The sequence below is a fragment of the Pseudodesulfovibrio sp. 7M6 genome, assembly GCF_050058625.1.
GTDB lineage: Bacteria > Desulfobacterota > Desulfovibrionia > Desulfovibrionales > Desulfovibrionaceae > Pseudodesulfovibrio > Pseudodesulfovibrio salinus.
On the sequence record NZ_CP188816.1, the window covers coordinates 448,006 to 466,250 of the forward strand.

General features: G+C 60.8%; 18 protein-coding genes. 5 read left to right on the forward strand and 13 right to left on the reverse strand.

The annotated features are described in order from the left end of the window. From murG to ACI0FG_RS02060, 10 genes are read right to left on the reverse strand one after another with little or no spacing between them, the layout of a single operon-like run. Entirely contained in the window at positions 1–1,089 is a 1,089-nt protein-coding gene (gene murG / locus ACI0FG_RS02015; protein WP_419786886.1) for an undecaprenyldiphospho-muramoylpentapeptide beta-N-acetylglucosaminyltransferase, read from the reverse strand. Beyond that, the gene (gene ftsW / locus ACI0FG_RS02020) at positions 1,086–2,207 is read right to left on the reverse strand and encodes a putative lipid II flippase FtsW (protein WP_419786887.1); all 1,122 of its coding nucleotides are present in this window, start codon (positions 2,205–2,207) and stop codon (positions 1,086–1,088) included. Before ftsW ends, murG begins: the two co-directional genes overlap by 4 nt. Continuing rightward, positions 2,204–3,517: a UDP-N-acetylmuramoyl-L-alanine--D-glutamate ligase gene (murD, locus tag ACI0FG_RS02025; protein ID WP_419786888.1), complete on the reverse strand. Its 1,314-nt coding sequence runs from the start codon at positions 3,515–3,517 to the stop codon at positions 2,204–2,206. Before murD ends, ftsW begins: the two co-directional genes overlap by 4 nt. Positions 3,518–3,521: 4 nt before the next feature. After that, positions 3,522–4,598, reverse strand: coding sequence for a phospho-N-acetylmuramoyl-pentapeptide-transferase (gene mraY, locus ACI0FG_RS02030; RefSeq protein ID WP_419786889.1), 1,077 nt, complete (start codon positions 4,596–4,598; stop codon positions 3,522–3,524). Positions 4,599–4,600: 2 nt separating this feature from the next. Continuing rightward, positions 4,601–5,998, reverse strand: a complete 1,398-nt coding sequence (locus ACI0FG_RS02035) for a UDP-N-acetylmuramoyl-tripeptide--D-alanyl-D-alanine ligase (RefSeq protein WP_419786890.1) — start codon at positions 5,996–5,998, stop codon at positions 4,601–4,603. Continuing rightward, positions 5,995–7,509: a UDP-N-acetylmuramoyl-L-alanyl-D-glutamate--2,6-diaminopimelate ligase gene (locus ACI0FG_RS02040; protein WP_419786891.1), complete on the reverse strand. Its 1,515-nt coding sequence runs from the start codon at positions 7,507–7,509 to the stop codon at positions 5,995–5,997. The genes ACI0FG_RS02035 and ACI0FG_RS02040 overlap by 4 nt, the downstream gene beginning before the upstream one ends. Continuing rightward, positions 7,484–9,445, reverse strand: a complete 1,962-nt coding sequence (locus ACI0FG_RS02045) for a penicillin-binding transpeptidase domain-containing protein (protein ID WP_419786892.1) — start codon at positions 9,443–9,445, stop codon at positions 7,484–7,486. Before ACI0FG_RS02045 ends, ACI0FG_RS02040 begins: the two co-directional genes overlap by 26 nt. Positions 9,446–9,495: 50 nt before the next feature. After that, positions 9,496–9,780: a hypothetical protein gene (locus tag ACI0FG_RS02050; protein WP_419786893.1), complete on the reverse strand. Its 285-nt coding sequence runs from the start codon at positions 9,778–9,780 to the stop codon at positions 9,496–9,498. Beyond that, positions 9,777–10,754: a 16S rRNA (cytosine(1402)-N(4))-methyltransferase RsmH gene (gene rsmH / locus ACI0FG_RS02055; protein WP_419786894.1), complete on the reverse strand. Its 978-nt coding sequence runs from the start codon at positions 10,752–10,754 to the stop codon at positions 9,777–9,779. The genes ACI0FG_RS02050 and rsmH overlap by 4 nt, the downstream gene beginning before the upstream one ends. Before the next feature lie 2 nt (positions 10,755–10,756). Next, positions 10,757–11,203, reverse strand: a complete 447-nt coding sequence (locus ACI0FG_RS02060; RefSeq protein ID WP_419786895.1) for a division/cell wall cluster transcriptional repressor MraZ — start codon at positions 11,201–11,203, stop codon at positions 10,757–10,759. Between the two features lie 282 nt (positions 11,204–11,485). On the opposite strand from ACI0FG_RS02060, the gene pyk reads away from it, so the two are divergent. Both pyk and ACI0FG_RS02070 read left to right on the forward strand, forming a co-directional pair. After that, the gene (gene pyk, locus ACI0FG_RS02065) at positions 11,486–12,928 is read left to right on the forward strand and encodes a pyruvate kinase (RefSeq protein ID WP_419786896.1); all 1,443 of its coding nucleotides are present in this window, start codon (positions 11,486–11,488) and stop codon (positions 12,926–12,928) included. A 43-nt stretch (positions 12,929–12,971) separates the two neighbouring features. Next, positions 12,972–13,985 carry an HD-GYP domain-containing protein gene (locus tag ACI0FG_RS02070; protein WP_419786897.1) on the forward strand — a complete coding sequence of 338 codons (1,014 nt, stop codon included), beginning with the start codon at positions 12,972–12,974 and terminating at the stop codon, positions 13,983–13,985. A gap of 76 nt (positions 13,986–14,061) precedes the next feature. Here the strand turns inward: ACI0FG_RS02070 and ACI0FG_RS02075 are convergent, their stop codons facing one another. Then, positions 14,062–14,553: a CBS domain-containing protein gene (locus ACI0FG_RS02075; protein ID WP_419786898.1), complete on the reverse strand. Its 492-nt coding sequence runs from the start codon at positions 14,551–14,553 to the stop codon at positions 14,062–14,064. A gap of 141 nt (positions 14,554–14,694) precedes the next feature. Between ACI0FG_RS02075 and ACI0FG_RS02080 the strand changes: the two genes are divergently transcribed. Next, positions 14,695–15,474, forward strand: a complete 780-nt coding sequence (locus ACI0FG_RS02080) for a DUF3108 domain-containing protein (RefSeq protein ID WP_419786899.1) — start codon at positions 14,695–14,697, stop codon at positions 15,472–15,474. A gap of 204 nt (positions 15,475–15,678) precedes the next feature. After that, positions 15,679–15,993: a helix-turn-helix domain-containing protein gene (locus ACI0FG_RS02085; protein WP_419786900.1), complete on the forward strand. Its 315-nt coding sequence runs from the start codon at positions 15,679–15,681 to the stop codon at positions 15,991–15,993. On the opposite strand, the gene ACI0FG_RS02090 is transcribed toward ACI0FG_RS02085, so the two are convergent. Both ACI0FG_RS02090 and ACI0FG_RS02095 read right to left on the reverse strand, forming a co-directional pair. Continuing rightward, positions 15,990–16,277 carry a hypothetical protein gene (locus tag ACI0FG_RS02090; RefSeq protein WP_419786901.1) on the reverse strand — a complete coding sequence of 96 codons (288 nt, stop codon included), beginning with the start codon at positions 16,275–16,277 and terminating at the stop codon, positions 15,990–15,992. The genes ACI0FG_RS02085 and ACI0FG_RS02090 overlap by 4 nt on opposite strands. Further along, the gene (locus ACI0FG_RS02095; RefSeq protein ID WP_419786902.1) at positions 16,274–16,579 is read right to left on the reverse strand and encodes a hypothetical protein; all 306 of its coding nucleotides are present in this window, start codon (positions 16,577–16,579) and stop codon (positions 16,274–16,276) included. Before ACI0FG_RS02095 ends, ACI0FG_RS02090 begins: the two co-directional genes overlap by 4 nt. Before the next feature lie 69 nt (positions 16,580–16,648). Between ACI0FG_RS02095 and rlmD the strand changes: the two genes are divergently transcribed. Next, the gene (gene rlmD, locus ACI0FG_RS02100; RefSeq protein WP_419786903.1) at positions 16,649–18,034 is read left to right on the forward strand and encodes a 23S rRNA (uracil(1939)-C(5))-methyltransferase RlmD; all 1,386 of its coding nucleotides are present in this window, start codon (positions 16,649–16,651) and stop codon (positions 18,032–18,034) included. The last annotated feature ends 211 nt before the right edge of the window (positions 18,035–18,245 follow it).

Sequence of the window (18,245 nt, forward strand, 5' to 3'; positions counted from 1 at the left end):
TTATCCTTCCTTCACGGCCAGGGCTTCGAGTCCCGCCGCGATATCGGCCGCCGCCCGCTCTCTGGCAAAGCCGCGCGCCGCTGATTCCATTTTGTTAAGCTCGGCCGGGGCATCGAGCAGGGAGAGTATTTCTTTTGCCAGCCGTTCTCCGGTCAGTTCGGCCTGCGGCAGGAGCACGGCCGCACCGAGTGTGGCCATGGCCTTGGCGTTCTTCGTCTGGTGGTCGTGCGTGGCCTGGGGGAAGGGCACGAAGATGGCCGGAACCCCGGCGGCAGCCACCTCGAAGACCGTGGTTGCGCCCGCCCGGCACAGGGCCAGATCGGCGCGCGCATATTCGGCCGCCATGTCCTCGATAAACCCGTGCACCTGGGACGGGTCCGCTCCGGCGGTCTCGTAGGAGGCCCGGACGCGATCGAAATCCGCTTTTCCGGCCTGATGCACCAGAGTGACGCCCGCCGCCATGAGTTGTGGCAGGGCCGCGATGACCGCGTCATTGACGGGCCGCGCGCCCTGGCTGCCGCCCAGCACCAGAAGCCGCCGCCCGTGGGCGCGCCCCTCGCGGGCCTGCGCGGCGTCCACTATCTGGCGGCGCACCGGGTTGCCGGTGATGACGCACTTGTGGGCCGGAAACACGCTCCCCGTATCCGGGAAGCTGAGAAAAATTCGTTTGACCAGCTTGCCCAGCACCTTGTTGGTCACGCCGGGCACGGAGTTCTGTTCGTGCACCGCCGTGGGCACGCCGAGAAGGCGGGCGGCCAGGATGGGGCAGAAGCCCGCATAGCCGCCGAAACCGATGGCCGCGTCCGGTTTGAAGCGGTGCACCGCGCCCATGGCCTGCGGCAGTCCCTTGCCGAGCCAGCCCAGGCCGGAGAGCATACCGGAGAGGCCGCGTCCCATGATGCCCTTGGCGGGCAGCTCCCGGAACTGGAGGCCGTGCCGCCGTGCCAGATCGCCTTCCGGGCCGGAGCCGCCGAGGAAGAGAATTTCCACGCCGGGATGACGCTCCTGCAACTCGCGGGCAACGGCCAGGGCCGGGAAGATGTGGCCGCCCGTGCCGCCGGTGGAGAGGATGACCTTGTTTAGCGTCATGCCGTGGCCCTCCTCGACAGGTTGAGCAGGATGCCCGCGCAGATGAGAGAGACGGTCAGGCTGGAACCGCCGTAGCTGATGAAGGGCATGGCCACGCCCTTGGGCGGCACCGTGCCGAGCACCACGGCCAGATTGAGGATCATGCCCAAGGCCAGGATGCAGGTCACGCCAAAGGCGGTGAAGCGGTCCTGAAGGTCCTCAAGATGCAGGGTGACGCGGAAGGCGCGCCACAGGAAAAAGGCGATGGCAATGAAGAAAATGGACATGCCTACGAATCCGAGTTCTTCCCCGGCCACGGCCATGATGAAGTCGTTGTGCGCCTCGGGCAGGAAGAAGAGCTTCTGCTTGCCCGCGCCCAGGCCGGAACCGAAGATGCGGCCGGAACCGAAGGCATAGAGCGACTGGACCAACTGGTAGCCCTCGTCGCGGGCCGAGGCAAAGGGATCGAGAAACGCGGTCCACCGTTTGAGCCGGTAGGGCGAGGAGGAAATGAGCAGCCAGCCCGCGCCTGCACCGAAGATCATGGTGGGGAGCAGGTAGCTGATGCGGGTGCCGCCCACCATGCACATGAAGAAGAGCAGCCCGGCCAGGACCACGGCCCCGCCGAAGTCGGGCTGGAGCAGCAGCAGGCCGCAAAGCACGCCGGTAACGAAGAAGGGCGGCAGGAACCCGACCGAGAAGGTGCGCACCATCTCCTGTTTCTTTGCAAAAAAGTAGGCCAGATAGAGGACCAGCGCAACCTTGGCGAACTCCAGGGGCTGGATGTTCACCGGGCCGAGACGGACCCAGCGGCTGGCGCCGTTGATGTTCAGCCCCAGCGGGGTGATGCACAGGGCGAGCATGACCGCGGCGGCGATGACCCAGAAATAGGTCAGGCCGTAGAGCAGCCGCCTTGGCATCTGCATGCAGGCGAGCATGGCCGCGATGCCGACACCCGCAAACATGAGCTGGCGCTTGAAGAAGAAATACTTGTCGGCGAAGTCCCGCTCGGCAGTGATGCCGCTGGAGGACAGGACCATGATCAGGCCGAAGCCGACCAGCACAAGCGTGCCGAGCAGCAGCCATGGATCAATGCGTCCGGTTCCCGCAGGTGCGTTCTGCGCCTTCAGTTTGTTCATCCCAACTCCTCCACGGCGCGGCGGAAGTCGTCTCCGCGCTGGGCGTAGTTTGCATACTGATCAAAACTGGAGGTGGCCGGGGAGAGCAGAACCAGCTCGCCGGCCTGCGCCGCATCGGCCTGCCGCTTCACCGCCTGGGGCAGGGTCTCGTCCCAGGTGACGGGCACGACCCGGGACAGCGGCGGCTCCAGGATATCCCGGCTGGCACCGAACAAACCCACGGTGACGACCCGGTTCTTCACTGTTTCGGCAAAGGCCTCGACATCGCCGCCCTTCCATACGCCGCCCATGAGCAGGCGCACCGGGCGGTCAAAGGAATGGACGGCCGCGACCACGGCGTCCAGGGTGGTGGCCTTGGAATCATCCACGTAGAGCACGCCGTTCACCTCGCCTACCGGCTCGATGCGGTGATGGAGCGGATGGAAGTTGCGGATGGCCTCCGCAGCCTGCTCCTCGGTCACGCCGAAGTGTCGGGCCGCCTGCCACGCGGCTTCCACGTTGGAGCGGTTGTGCTCGCCGGGCAGGTTCGGGGCTTCGAACCGGTCCGTGGGGCCGTACCATTCCACGTTGGCCTCGGTGAAGGGACGGCCGCCAAAGGCATTGTCCAGCACCGGACGCACGGATTCGTGGATCAAGGCGGTGTCCTCGGCGGTCATACGGGCGAAGAGGGTCAGCTTGGCCCCGAGGTATTCGGCCATGTTTTCATGGTAGTCGAGATGGTTGGCCGAGAAATTCAGAAGAACGCCGACGCTGGGCTTGAACAGGCGGCAGTTCTGGAGCTGGAAGCTGGAGACTTCGAGCACGATGACGTCGGCGGGTTCCTCGCCCAGCAGATAGTCGCACAGCGGGGTGCCTATATTGCCGCCGGTAAAGACCTTTTTCCCGGCATGGGCCAGAATCTCGCTGACCAGCGTGGTGGTCGTGGTCTTGCCGTTGGTGCCGGTGATGGCCAGGACAGGGGCCTTGATGAACCAGGAGGCGAACTCCAGTTCCGAAACGATCTTGCGTTCCTCGATGCCGCGCAGGGCGTCGGCCATGCGTTTGACCGGCACGCCGGGGGAGAGGACGATGATGTCCGCGTCAGCGAAGTGTTCGGGCCTGTGCTCGCCGGTAATCAGCTCCGCAGTCCCCTGGAGGTCGCCGAGTTTTTCCGGGGCAACGGATTCGTTGCGGTCCACAATGCGGACGCGCGCGCCGAGCACGCGCAGCAGACGGGCCGCAGCCAGCCCGGATTTGCCCACGCCCACGACGACACCCTGTTTTCCTTTCAGGATCGCCTGGTCGATGAAGTCTTTTACGATCTGATTCATGGCACTACCTCAACTTGAGTGTGGAAAGGGCCATCAGGGCCATCAGGATGGAAAGAATCCAGAACCGGACAATAATCTTGGATTCCGGGATGCCCTTGAGCTCGAAATGATGGTGAAGCGGCGCCATCTTGAAGATGCGCTTGCCGCCGGTGAGCTTGAAGTAGCCCACCTGGAGAATGACCGAGAGGGTCTCGAACACGAATACGCCGCCCACAATGGCGAGCAGCAGTTCCTGCTTGGCCAGCACGGCCACGAAACCGAGGGCGCCGCCGAGGGAAAGGGAGCCGACATCGCCCATGAACACCTGGGCGGGGTGGGCGTTGAACCACAGGAATCCAAGTCCCGCGCCGACCATGGCGCCGCAGAAGACGGTGACCTCGCCGATGCCCTGGATGTTTTGTACCGCCAGGTATTCGGCCATCTTGGCGTGGCCGGAGACGTAGATGAAGATGGCGAAGCAGGCCATGGCCACGACCATGGGGCCGATGGCCAGTCCGTCCAGCCCGTCGGTCAGGTTGACGGCATTGGACGCGCCCACCATGACGACCATGGCGAAGGGCAGATAGAACCAGCCCAGGTCCGGGGTGATGTTCTTGAAGAACGGCACGGACAGTTCGGTGGAATACGCCGGTTCCTGAATGAGCAGGTACAGGGCGGTGGCGGCCACTGCGCACTGGCACAGGAACTTGGCCTTGGCCGAGAGTCCCTTGTTCCGTTTCATGACCACCTTGATGTAGTCGTCGGCAAAGCCCACGGCACCGAACCCGACGAAGACGAGCAGGGTCAGCCAGACATAGACGTTGGTCAGGTCGGACCAGAGCAGGGAGGATATACAGACGGAGATGATGATCATCACGCCGCCCATGGTCGGGGTGCCCTGCTTGGCCTGATGCTTGGGGCCGTCCTCGCGGATATACTGGCCGCACTTGATGCGGTGCAGCAGGCGGATCATGGCCGGTCCGAAGATGATGGTGATGATCAGCGCGGTGAGCAGGGCCCAGACCGAACGGAAGGTGATGTATCGGAAAACGTTCAGGACGCTGAGTTCGTTACTGAGCGGTACGAGCAGATTGTATATCAAGGTTACGCCTCCTCTCCCGCCTGTTTTTCCAGTTCCCGGCACAGGGCGGAAGCGAACGCTTCCATGCCCAGTGACCGTGAGCCCTTGAACAGGGCCATGGACCGGTCGAGGGAAAGCTCGCGCCAGCCTGCTATGAAATCTTCGGGACCGGCCACCTTGACCGGTTTCATGCCGCCTTTCATGCCCCGCGCCACATCCCCGTAGTGGTCGCCCTTGTAAAAAATCGCCTTGAGCTCGATATCCTTGAGCAGCCGTCCCAGTTCCTCATGGCGCATGGCCGCTTCCGCGCCCAGTTCGCGCATGTCGCCCAGCACCAGCACCAGTTCCCTGTCCCCGGCCATGGAGGCCGCCGTGCGGATGGAGCTGGCCATGGAGAGTGGGTTGGCGTTGTAGGTATCGTCAATGATGGTGCAGTAGGCCACGGTGCGGCAGCAGAACCGCTGCCGGTCCGGAACCAGCGTTTCCAGCCCTTTCACCACGTCCGTCCGGCTCATGCCCAACTGATGGGCCACGGCGGCGACGCAGGCGAGGTTGGCCGCGTAGTGGTCGCCGCAGAACGGAGCGTCGAATTCACCTTCGCCCTCCGGGGTGCGGAGATTGAACCGGCCCCAGCCCTCGGCTCCGGCAGTGCCCAGGAAAGTGGCGGAAAATGCCGTGTCCGTATTGGCCGGGTTGGAGGAAAAGCCGACGGGATCGGGCACGATCTCCCTGGCTGCGGTCCACAGCTCGGGATAGTCGCGGCCCACGACCGCAGCGCCGCCCTGACGCAGGTAGCGGAGCAGGGCGGATTTTGCCCTGGCCACGCCCTCGATGTCGCCCAACCCTTCCAGATGGCCGGGGCCGACATTGGTGATGACCGCCAGGTCCGGGCTGGCTATGGGAGCCAGCTCTTCCATGTCGCCCTGGTGGGAAATGCCCAGCTCCATGATCCACAGGTCCTGGTCGGCATTCGCGCGGAGCATGGAGAGCGGCAGCCCGATCTGGTTGTTCAGGTTGCGGTAGTTCTTGGCTATGTTGAATTTCTGGGAGAGCACGGAAGCGAGCATCTCCTTGACGGTGGTCTTGCCTGCCGTGCCGGTGACCGCGATGAGCCGCGCACCGCAGATGTCCCGCCAGCCCGCGGCCAGACGGCCGAGGGCAACCACGGTGTCCGGCACCATGATTACGGGGGTGTCCATTTCGTCCAGCATTCGGGAGGCGAGGATTGCGGCGGCCCCTTTTTTCGCAGCCTGGGCCGCGAACTCGTGCCCGTCGAAGTGCTCGCCGGGCAGGCAGACGAAAAGATCACCCGCCTGTACGGCGCGGCTGTCCGTCTGCACCTCGGTGATGACGACGTTTTCCTGGCCCTCATCGGCCCCGTTGCCCAGGCAACGCTGTACGTCTGCCAATGTCAGCTTCACTGCCGTTCCTCGATGGCCTTGGCGGCCTCTTCCACATCGGAAAAATGAATGGTTTCGTCCTTGAGGACCTGATAGTCCTCATGCCCCTTGCCCGCGATGAGTACGGCGTCGCCGGGATTCATCTCGTTGATGGCCATGCGGATGGCCGCGCGGCGGTTGGGGTTTTCCATGATCTCTTTCGCGCCTTCCAGCCCGGGGCGCGCGTCGTCCATGATCGCCTCCGGCACTTCGGAGCGGGGGTTGTCCGAGGTGAGCACGGCCACGTCGGCATACTTGGCCACGGACTGGGCCATGATCGGCCGTTTGGTCTTGTCACGGTCGCCGCCACAGCCGAAGACGGTGATAAGACGCTTGAAGTCGAGCTGTTTGAGGGTGCGTTGCACGTTCTCCAGCGCGTCCGGCGTGTGGGCGAAGTCCACGAAGATGTCGAGGCCCTTGTCGTTGGGCACTCGCTCCAGGCGTCCCGGTACGCCATGAAAGTCTTTCATGCGGCGCATGTCCTTGCTGCCGAGGCCCAGCTGGAGGGCAACGGCCTGTGCGCCCAGCAGATTCATGGCATTGAAGCCGCCGATGAGCGGAGATTCGATTTCCCAGGAGTTTCCTTTGAAGTCGACCTTGAGGTGCATGCCCTTGCCGTTCGCTTCCAGGATGGTTCCCTGGACCATGGGCTTGTCGCCCACTTCCTGGCGGACGATGCCGGTCTGGCCGATGCCGTAGCCAATACCCCCATCGCATTCGGCCAGCAGGCGGCGGCCAAAGGAGTCATTGTAGTTGAAGATCCCAGCCTTGCCTTCCTTGAGATAGGAGGTGAAGAGCATCCGCTTGGCCTGGAAGTAGGTCTCCATGTCGTGGTGGTAGTCCAGATGGTCCTGGGTCAGATTGGTCATGACTGCGGCCTCGAATTCCAGTCCGGCCACACGGTGCTGAACCAGGGCGTGGGAGGATACTTCCATGATCGCAATGTCCACGTCCGCCTTTTTCATGTTGTAGAGCAGCTCGTGGATCATCCAGCAGTCCGGGGTGGTGCGGGAGGCGTGAATCTCGAAACCGGGCCAGCGGTAGTTGACCGTGCCGATGACGCCGACCTTGAGGCCTGCCGACTGGAGCAGATGCTCCAGCAGATAGGTGGTGGTCGTCTTGCCGTTGGTGCCGGTGATGCCCACCAGCTTCAGGTCGCGGTCCATGACTCGGAAATATTGGCGGGCCAGTTCGCCCAGGGCAACGGCCGGATTCTCGTGATATACGACCTGGGCGCGTTTTTCGATGACCGGCGCGAGCTGTTCGCGGTCGGACTCGGGCGCAACGATGTATTTCGCCCCTTTATCCAGGGCGCTCGGGATGAAGTCGATGCCGCGCACCTGCGTGCCGGGCATGGCCACAAAGCACTCGCCGGGCTGCACCTGGCGCGAATCCGTCCGCACCATGAGCCCTTTGGCAACTTTTTTCAGAAGCGTTTCGAATTGCATAACGCCTGCCTTTTCCTCACTAGGAGAGCCAGAGAACAAAAACATCCGTCCCCTCCTTCTTTTGGTCGTCGGGCCAGGGCTGGCCCGCTACGGGCTTCTGGTTCTTGACCGTCATGCCCCGGCCCTTGAGCACGGGAACGATTCCTTTTTTCGTCAACATTTCCAGGGCGCGCCGTACCGGCATACCCGTGATGTCGGGCACCTTGCCCGTATCGGGCCGGGGTGCGGGAACACCCACGGCTTCGGCCAGGGAGGCAGCGTCTGCCTCCTCGCCGGAAACATTTTCCACCGCGACCGGTTGCAGGGTCTCGGAGAGCTTGCCGTAGTAAGCCAGGGTGCGCACCGTCACCTCGCGGCAGACCGGCGCCGCCACCATGGAGCCGTAGTTGGACTTCTGCGGTTCGTCGATCATGGTCAGCACGAGCAGTTCCGGCTGGTCCGCCGGAACAAGGGCCACAAAGGAGGAAAGATACTGGTCGCCATAGCCCCGGCCGGTGCGGGATGCCTTCTGCGCCGTGCCGGTCTTGCCGGCTATGGAGATGCCGGGGATGCGCGCGCTTCGGCCAGTGCCGTCTTCCTCGACGACTTCCTTCATCAGGGAGAGCACTGTGGCGGCGGTTTCGGGGGAGAAAACCTGCCGGGCTGCATTGCGTTTGGGCGGTTCCGGCATGGAAACGAGGTGCAATTCCTTGGTGACGCCGCCGTTGGCCAGACAGAGAAAAGCCTGGGCCAGTTGCAAGGCGGTGACGCCGATGCCCTGGCCGAAGCTGATGGCCGCGAGGTCCACGTTGGTCCATTTGTCCGGCGGCATCAGGATGCCGGAGGCCTCGCCGGGCAGCCCGATATTCGTCTTTTCGCCAAAACCTAGCTTGGTCAGATAGGAATGGTAGACGCCTGCGCCGAGGCCCAGGCCGATCTTGGCCGAGCCGATGTTGGAGGAGTAGCGGAGTACCTTGCGCGCGGGGATCCATTTTTCCTTGTGCGTGTCGCGGATGGTTTTCCCATCAAGCTTCCACCGGCCGTTTTCGCAGAAAATGAGCGTGTCGGGAGTGATTGTGCCTTCCTGCAGTGCGGCGGCGAAGAGGAAAGGTTTCATGGTCGAACCCGGCTCATAGATATCCGTCAGGGCGCGGAGACGGCGCTGGGAAGCCTTGGACTGGCTGACGTCGTTGGGATTGAAGAAGGGCTGGTTGGCCATGGCCAGAATATCGCCCGAGTCCACATCCACCACCAGGACGATACCTGCTCTGGCGCCGTACTTGGCAATGGATTTCGCCAGGGCTTGCTCGGCCGCGTGCTGGATCTGGGTGTCGATGGTCAGCCGCACGTCCAGGCCGTTGATGTCCATTTCGCGACCCTGGGCATCGGTATAGCTGCGCTGGCCCTTGCCGTCGCGCTGGACCACAAACTGCGCCTTGCTCGGCTTGAGGCGGTCGTTGTAGACGCGTTCGATGCCTTCCAGTCCCCGGCCGTCCACGTTGACGAATCCGATGGTCTGGGCTGCCAGGTGGCCGTTGGGATAGATGCGGGAAAATTCGCTGACCAGCCGGACGCCGGGCAGGCCTGCCTCGGTGACGGCAGCTGCTTCGCGGTCGTTGACCTGGCGTTTTATCCAAACAAATTTCTTATGCGATTTCAGTCTCTTGTATATTGTCCGGCGGGAGATTTTGAGGACGCGGGAAAGGGTGTCGGCGGCAACGTCGACGTTGACCACTTCAAAGGGACGCGCAAAAACGGACTTTGCTTCCACGCTGGTGGCAAGCATCTGTCCGTTGCGGTCGAAAATGCGTCCCCGCTCGCCGTATTCACATTCGGCGGCGCGGCTCTGCTTTGATGCCTTTTCGAGCAGGGCGGATCCTTCATAGATCTGCACCCAGCCCGTCCGGACCCAAAGTCCCACCAGGGCAATAGCGAAGAGGCTCATGACGAACCCGATCTTTACCCTGCTGCGGTCTTTGCGCCCCTGGCTTCCCTTAACCATGTTTTTTCCCTGTAATCCCACTCAGGCGCTTGCGATATGTAAGCGCCGCGTTACCTCGTATCCGCTATCCGCCGGATCTGCCCCGGCGCGGCCACCCCGAGTTCGAGACGGTCCGCGAGTTTCCTGAGCTGATAAGGTGAAACCAGGTTGTTCCTCTCAACCGAAAGTTTCACGGCCAGATCCTCTTTCCGGCCAAGGCTCTTTTCCATCGTGCGCAGGTCGTATGCCAGGTCCATGCGTTCGATGTTCAGCCATACAGTGCTCAGGCCCAGAGCGAGCGCCCCACCCAGCAGGGTGAGGATCATCCACAAGAGTGTCTTGTCGGCTTTGCTCATGCTCTTTCTCCGTCGGGGCCGAGTCGTTCCGCCACACGCAGCTTGGCGCTACGGCTGCGGGGATTCCCGGCCATTTCTTCCTCGGACGGCAGTTGTGGCTTCTTCGTCAGTACATGCAGTTCCGGTTTTCCGCCGCAGGTGCAGTGGAGTTGGTGCGGGGGGCATTTACACCCTTTGGCACTGTCCCGAAAAGCGTGTTTCACGGCCCTGTCCTCCAGGGAGTGAAACGAGATGATGGCCACTCGCGCGCCCGGATTCAGGCGTTCGACGATGTTTTCCAGGTAGCTGTTCAGTTCCTCAGTTTCCCTGTTGACTGCGATGCGCAGTCCCTGAAAGGTCCGGGTTGCCGGATGATTGCGCGCGGTGTGCCGCATCTTGGGCGGATACGCCAGCCGCACGATCTCTGCCAATTGAAGCGTCGTCGTGATCGCTTCCTTATCCCGTGCCCTCAGTATTGCAGACGCTATTTTACCAGCCAGGGGGTCTTCCCCCATGGTCCGGATGATCCGCGCCAGATCACCGTGTTTCAGCGTGTTGACCAGATCTGCGGCCGATGGTCCGTACGCATTGTCCATGCGCATGTCCAGCGGGCCGTCATGGATGAAGCTGAATCCTCTTTCCGCTTCGTCCAGTTGGAGTGAGGAGACGCCGAGGTCCAAGACCGCGCCATCCACCTTTTCCCACCCAAGCTCGTCCAGGGCTTCCTTGAACCGTGAAAAAGGGAGGTGGAAGAGGTGTGCGCGGTCGCCGAATTCCTCAAGTCGTGCGCTCGCAAGCCCCAATGCCTCCTCGTCCCGGTCCAGCCCGGCCAGCTCGGCACCTTCGCCTGCCGCTCGCATGAGCGCCAGGCTGTGCCCACCCATGCCCAGGGTGCCGTCCAGATAACGGCCGCCCGGTCTGGGTCGGAGCCAGTCAATCACTTCTTGTAAAAGAACTGTGGTATGAACGGACGCCGGGTCCATCCCGCCTGCCATGACTAGAACGGCAGGCTGACGTTGTTTTCCGCCAGCTCGGAGGACACGTCGTAGTCCTCGTCGAGCAGGAGCTCGAAGCTGTCGGAAGGCCAGATTTCAAAGTGCTTGCCCACACCCATGACAACCACGTCCTTGTCCAGCTTTCCGCTCTTGCGCAGGTGTGCGGGGATGGCTAACCGTCCCAGCTTGTTCACGGGCGTTTCGGTATAGCCGGAGTAGAGGATGCGTTTGATGTTGTTCAGGGCCGGGCTGGGGACGCGAACCTTTTCCAGCTCGTCTTCAAGACGGTCCCATTGGGCCGGGGTAATGCCGATGACATGCTTCTGATAGATGGTCAGCACGATGACCGCGTCGTCGTTGCCGGCGCGGATCGTATCCCGGAAATCGGGCGGCAGGATAAGCCGTCCCTTGTCATCCAGGCTTCTGTGTGCGTGACCTCTGAATTTCATCTTTTCCCTGGAGCGACCCTGCCGCTCCCTCCTTGTTCCACATTCTTACCCAATTTTTACACGAAAATCCACTTATTCCCACCGATGCTGGAAAATCAAGAGAATGTCAACCGTCAGGCCGACATTTATGAGCAAATATTTGCGACCATTATTGCTTTTTCATAGCCGCACGCCTAAGCTCCATAGCAGTTGTCAATATGGGTTAGGGCGGGAGTGTTATAATATAGTGTATTGATCCGGGCCGTTGGAGCTTCTGAAGCGTCGGCCGGGCAGGGAGGTAGCATGGACAGACACATCAAGATCATCGCAACGCTGGGGCCGGGCACCGGCAATTACGAAGCGGTCAAGGAACTGGTGGCGTCCGGAGCCAAAATATTTCGGCTCAATTTTTCTCACGGCGGAAGAGAATTTTTCGAGGAGATGGTCAGCATCATCCGGCGGCTTGAAAAGGAAACCGGCTATACACTGACCGTACTCCAGGACCTTTCCGGTCCCAAAATCCGCACCTGCGATGTCGGGCTCGGTGCCTTCGAGGTCTCCAAGGGGAGCGAGGTCCTGCTCGGCACTCCGGACAAGGTGAAGGACGTGGAAGAGCCGTTCATCTGCCTGGATTTCCCGGAACTGCTGTCGTCCATGAAGGAAGGGGACCCCGTGTCCCTCTCGGACGGCATGATCCGGTTCAAGGTCAAGAAGGTCGAAGCAGAAAACCTCATCAGGCTGGAGGCCACAAACTCCGGCATGTGCCCGCCGCGCAAGGGCATTACCTTCCCGGGGATGAAGACCCCGCTGGCGCCGCTGACCGATAAGGACAAGGCTGACTTGGCCGTGGGCATGGAACTCGGAGTGGATGTGGTTGCCATGAGTTTTGTCCAGAAGCCGGAGGACATCTGCAACCTGCGGGCGGAGATGATCCAGTACGGCCGCCGGGTGCCCATCATCGCCAAGCTGGAACGCACGGCAGCCCTGGAGTGCCTGGACGACATCCTGAGAGAGGCGGACGGCATCATGGTTGCCCGTGGCGACCTTGGCCTGGAACTCGACCTCGCTGAGTTGCCCGTGGCACAGAAGCGCATCATTCAGGCATGCAACAAGGCGGGCAAACCGGTCATCGTGGCCACTCAGATGTTGCTTTCCATGGTCAATTCGCCCATGGCGACCCGGGCCGAGACAACGGACGTGGCCAACGCCATCCTGGACGGAGCTGATTGCGTCATGCTCTCCGAGGAAACGGCCATTGGCCGCTACTTTGGCGAGTGCGTCCGCTTCATGCGCAAGATAGCCTATGAGATCGAGCAGTATCTCTTCGAAACCCGCATCCCTGTAATGGAGGTGGACGAGCGCGAGCTGCCTCCCTCCACCTTCCTGGCCCATGCCGCCGCCATGCTGGCGGGCAAGACCGGGGCCAAGGCCATCGTCTGTCACTCCACCTCCGGAGCGACGTCGCGGCTGCTTTCGTCCTGCCGTCCGGCACAGTCGATCTATGCCCTGAGCACGGACTCCATTGTACGCCATTTCACCAACCTCTCCTGGGGCGTTATTCCGGCGGAGCCGCTTGACGCCATTGATGATCACCAGGAACGGGCCGAGGTGTTCGTGCGCCAGTCTCCCGCCTTCCTGGAAGGGGATATCGTCATCATCACGGCAGGCCAGCCGGAAAAGGGCAAGGCCCTGACCCAGACCAACGTGGTCAAACTCTACGAGAAACTCCCCAAGGAAAATCAGTAGAAGGGCATCAGCCCCCCCCTAGCGACAGCGACAGCGAGGAGACATGAGTTCGAAGCAGCAGCAAACCATTCCCGATGGACTGAACGAGGAATATTACCAGATCAGCCCGGACATTTTGGGCAGTTTCAATAAGTTTCGCCCACCGTTGAACATGTTTCTGTTCAATGAGGAAAAGGCGAGGATTATGCCCTACTACAAGGTGGGTGATCGTCTTTCCAACGAGCGGATAGAGGAACTGGCCGATCTGACGGCGCAGGGACTGATTTTCGTCTCCCGGGACGACCATTCGGTCTACGTCAAACACATCAGCTTCCAGCTTGATCTCGTCCTGGTGGACTCCAACCTGAAGGAACGGGAGATTGCGGATATCTTTGCCCAGGCGCTGACCCGGCGCATGGGCGAGTTCCTGGAACAGCCGGTTCCGCTGATGCTCAAAAAACTCTGGGTGGACCTGATGGTCCTGTCCGAATACCTGTACAAGGATATCAACCGTACACGAGCCCTGGTACGACGGCTTCACAAGAAGCATAGTCTGGAAAATCATTCCGTGAACTGCGGTTTTCTCGGCCTTGCCCTGCTGGGCAGGCTCAAGGCCAAGCCGTTCGAAGAGCAGGTTCAGCGCAAGATCTTCGACAGGCTGAGTGCCGGTCTCTTTCTGCATGATCTGGGCATGGCCAAGGTGCCCGCGTTCATCCGGTCCAAGGACAAGCCCCTGACCCCGGACGAGCGGACCAAGGTGGGCGTGCATACCAAGATCGGGTACGAGATGCTGACCAAGCTCGACCTGCGTTACCCCGAGATAGAGCAGTGCGTTACCGAGCACCATGAGCGACTCAACGGCTCCGGCTACCCCATGAAGACGGTCAAGCAGTCCTTTGCCGGGCGGCTCTGCGCCGTTGTGGATTCGTTCTGTGCCATGATTGCGGACAGGCCCTATTCCAAGGGGTTGCCCTTGCTCAAGGCCGCAGGCGACCTTGCCGGGGACAGACGTTACGATCCGGAAATCACCAAGGCCTTGCAGGCGTTGCTGTTCCTGGACCTGAAGCTCAAGGAATAATCCCGGTAAACAGAAAAGAAAAACGGCCCGCTCCGGGATTTCCGGTGCGGGCCGTACTTTTTCTGTAGATGCCTGTTTATTTGTTGAAGAAAGTGACCATGTCGCGGGTCATCTCCCGGTAGACATCGGTGACGTAGACCACGCCCATGACCTTGCCGCTTTCCTCCACCAGGGCCCAGTCCCGCCGGGTCTTCAGGAAGGTATCGAGCACCAGGAGAATGGGCTCGTTGGGCCGCAGGGTCGGCGGGTCCTTTATGAGGTGTTCGCCAAGCCGCATCTGGGTGCAGATCAGGCAGGCGTTGGCAAACTGCTGATCCCAGTCAACCTCGCCGGCCGCCTTGAGGTTTTCGTCCTTGAGCACGGATTGCTTGACGGCGTTGAAGAGCTTCCACAAATTGATGGCGCCTACCAGCTTGCCGCCCTTGTTTTGGACCACCACCACCTGGGAGTCCGGGGCTTCGACCATGGCTTCGCGCATGACGCGAATGGCCTCTGCCAGACTTGCGTCCTCATGGACGACCGGAAAATCGTCCCGCATCATATCCCATGCGCGCTTTCTGAGCATCATGAAGGTAACTCCTTGGGTATATACGTCGTTTTCGTTTGTTTCCAGATTCCTACTAGCTGCTCCATCCCTTTTTGTCCACAGGCGTGTGCTTCGAATTGCACGACTCTTGACTTGAAGCTGAACAATAGTCAGTTCTCAACCATGAGTAAACGTTTGATCTTTATTGCACTGCTGCTTCTGTTGGCCGCCGTCCCCGCATATGCCGGGATCAAGGTCCCCTTTGGTCCCGGTGAGCGGCTTACGTATCGTATTTATTGGACATTTGTCCATGCTGGTGACGCCGTGCTCGAAGTGCTGCCCGACACGGATTTGGAAGGGGTGCCCGCCTGCGCCTTCCGGGCCACGGCCCGGACTGTGCCTTGGGTGGACAAGTTCTACAAAGTCCGTGACACGCTGGAGTCCTGGACCGACCCTGGTGTGAACCACTCCCTGCGCTACAAGAAGGAACAGAACGAGGGATCATACCACAAGCAGGTCGATCTGGAATTTGATCCCGAGGCGCGACAGACGCGTCGCTATGTTTGGGGCGAGTTGAAACATACCCTGGACCAGCCAGCGCAAGTGTTCGACCCGATGTCCATTCTCTTCGGGTTCCGCAAGCAGCCGTTTTACAAAACAATGCGTTTTGCCGCCAACGTTACCGACGGCAAGGTCAGCGTGGTTGGCGAGTCGCTTGTGGAGGGCAAGGAGGATGTGAAAACGCCTCTGGGAATTATTCCCTGTTATCGTGTCCGAATTGACGTCAAACACCTTTCCGGCGTGTTTCGGAAGAGCCGTGATGCCGAACTGCTGGTTTGGTTTTCGGCCGACAATCGGCGTATCCCGGTGAAGGTCCGTTCAAAGGTTGTTGTCGGTCACTTCACTATGGAGTTGGTGGACTATCAACCTCCAGATTCTATACAGCCAGACCGGAATCATTAATAGTATAATCTATAATCCGAGGCCGTGTACTTTTCCACAGGTTGGTGAAATGTAGACATATTCCACCAGCCTAGTGGTTTGGTGTGTCGTGGAACCTCTTCATTTGTATCGGTTACTTTTTCAATCTTGTCAGTAGTTTGCTGGCTACTGTATAGTAGACATAAGTAACGACGAGTCTATCCCCATATCCATGTTGAGGTTGGTGTGAGCAAGCTTTTTGGTGACTATATTCGAGAAAAGCGCGAAGCGCTTCGTGTGGGGAACCCCGAATTTTCCATACGGAGAGTAGCAAAGAGGATCGGCATTCACCATTCCTACCTAAGTAAGATAGAACGTGGCGAGCCGGCCTCGTTGAGCGAAAAAAGGGTGTTGGCGTTGGCTGAGGAATTGGGAGAAAATCCCGAGCTGCTTATGGTTATGAGCGGCAAGGTGCCGGAGTCTATTCGGCGGGCGGTCTTCAACGATCCGGAATGGGTGGCGGAAATGCTGGATCACATTCGCGCCAAACCCGACTCCTAGTTCTCCGCCGCCTCTTCAGCAGCCTGCTCCCGCACGCGAATTTTGTTGCTGCGCGGGAATTCACGCTTGAGCAGCGATTTCAATCGACCCTTAAGCCCGGCCGGTCCAGTTTCCTGTATGTTTTTTTCAAACCCGTTTTCCGTTATTCTGTACCGTTGTTCGGTCAGTCGGGAAACGGTCACGGACCGGTCTCGTTTGTAGGTGAGGAGTACGAGTTCCCTGCCCACGCCCAGTTTGCGCAGCCGTGCAACCAGGTCGGGCAGGGCGCGGGCTTTGTCGATCACAGTGTTTTTCTCTTTATCGGGCTTTCCGCTCCGGAAGGCCCCAGATCGTACACCCGGATTTTGGTTGAGCGGGGGAATTCCCGCTTGAGCAGGAGCTTCAGCCAGCGCCGCAATTCTGCCGCGGTGCTGGTGATCCGTTCCTGATGAAATCCCGTTTCCAGCAGCTCGAAAGCATCCGCGCCGACGCGGGCGATGACCACGGACCGGTTGCGTTTGTAGGTGCGCAGGTCAATGGCGTGCCCCACGGGGAGTTTGTCCAGCCGCCGAAGAATGGCGGGTATGGCCGTGGCCTTGTCGATCATGATACATAGAGATAGACAGGGGGAACGTTTCGTGTCAAACCGGCCACTCACCGTAACCGGGAGCGCAGTATGTCCATTAGTAAAGACGATGTTGTCGAGTGTACCATAGAATCTCTGGCCTTTGGCGGCCGGGGGGTGTCCCATGTGGACGGCATGGCTGTATTCGTGGCGGGCGGTTTGCCCGGCGATGTTGTCAACGCCCGTGTCCTCAAGGCCAAAAAGCGGTTTGCCGAGGCCGAGACCGTGTCGCTCGTCACGCCGTCCGCGCTTAGGGTCCAGCCCGTGTGTCCCCACTTCGGTACCTGCGGCGGCTGCGCCATGCAGGACCTTGCCTACGCCGAGCAGCTGGCCCAGAAGGCGGCGCAGGTGGAGAGTGCCCTGGCCCGCATCGGCCGCGTGGAAGGGCTGACCATGGATCAGCCCGTTGCCTCGCCCGAGGTCTGGCGCTACCGCAACAAGATGGAATTCGCTTTTGAGCAGCGGGACGGCGAGATGCACCTCGGCCTGCGCGGCAATGCCGTGCGCGGTTCCCGCGACCTGCCTCCCGTGGTGGATGTGGACGAATGCCACCTCTGCCCCGGTCGGGATATGGACATACTGCAACGGGTGCGCCAGGCCTGCCGCACCACCGGCATCCCCGCCTATGACCCGCACACCGGTGAGGGCTTCTGGCGGCATCTCGTGATCCGCCATACCACTGTCGGCGAGATCATGGCCCACCTCATCACCGCCGAGGACCCGTCGCACTATGCGGAAGTGGAAGCCCTGGCCGAAACCCTGGTCTCCGAGTTCCGTATCTTGACCTCGTTCGTCCATTCCACCCGTTCCCGCCGCGCCCCCCTGGCCGTGGGCGATCAGATGGAGTTCCGGCTCGGACCCAAGCAGATCGAGGAACGGTTGCCGCGCGGCGAGGGTGAGGTTCGTTACCATCTTTCGCCCAACTGCTTTTTCCAGACCAACAGCACCGGTGCTGCCAAGCTCTTCGAGACCGTGGCCGAATACGGCGATTTCACCGGCACCGAAACCGTGCTTGATCTCTACTGCGGCATCGGAGCCATTTCCGTCTATCTGGCGGACCGTGTCGCCAAGGTTGTCGGTGTGGAACTGAGTGAGGAGTCCGTCTCCAAGGCATGGGCCAGCGCCAAGCTCAACAGTGTGACCAATGCGGAATTTCATGCTGCCAACCTGGACAACGGGCTTGAAGGACTCAAAGGCGTGCCCCGGCCCGATGTGGTCGTGGTCGATCCGCCCCGCGCAGGCATGAGCCACCCCATGGCCGAAACCATCCTGGCCCTGAAGCCGGAGAAAATTCTGGCTGTTTCCTGCGATCCGACCACCCTGGCCCGAGACGTGGAGCGCCTGTCGGACGCCTACGAACTCAAACGGGCGCGGGCCGTGGACATGTTCCCGCACACCCACCACATCGAGACCGTCGCCCTGCTGGTGCGCCGATAGGGCAAAAATACGATTGCCTCCGGCGGCCAGGAAAACTGATATTCCCTGGTGGTCATGGTTAATCTATGTCTTTCCTTTTGACGGCTTGCAGGTGAATGCCCGCAAGCCGTCTTGTTGTTTTGCATAATCCGCCAATGCTGGATTGCCTTGAGCTGTTGCGACCTTTTAGCTTGTAGACGAGCAGGGAAGAGGCTTTGGGCAAGGCATCCTT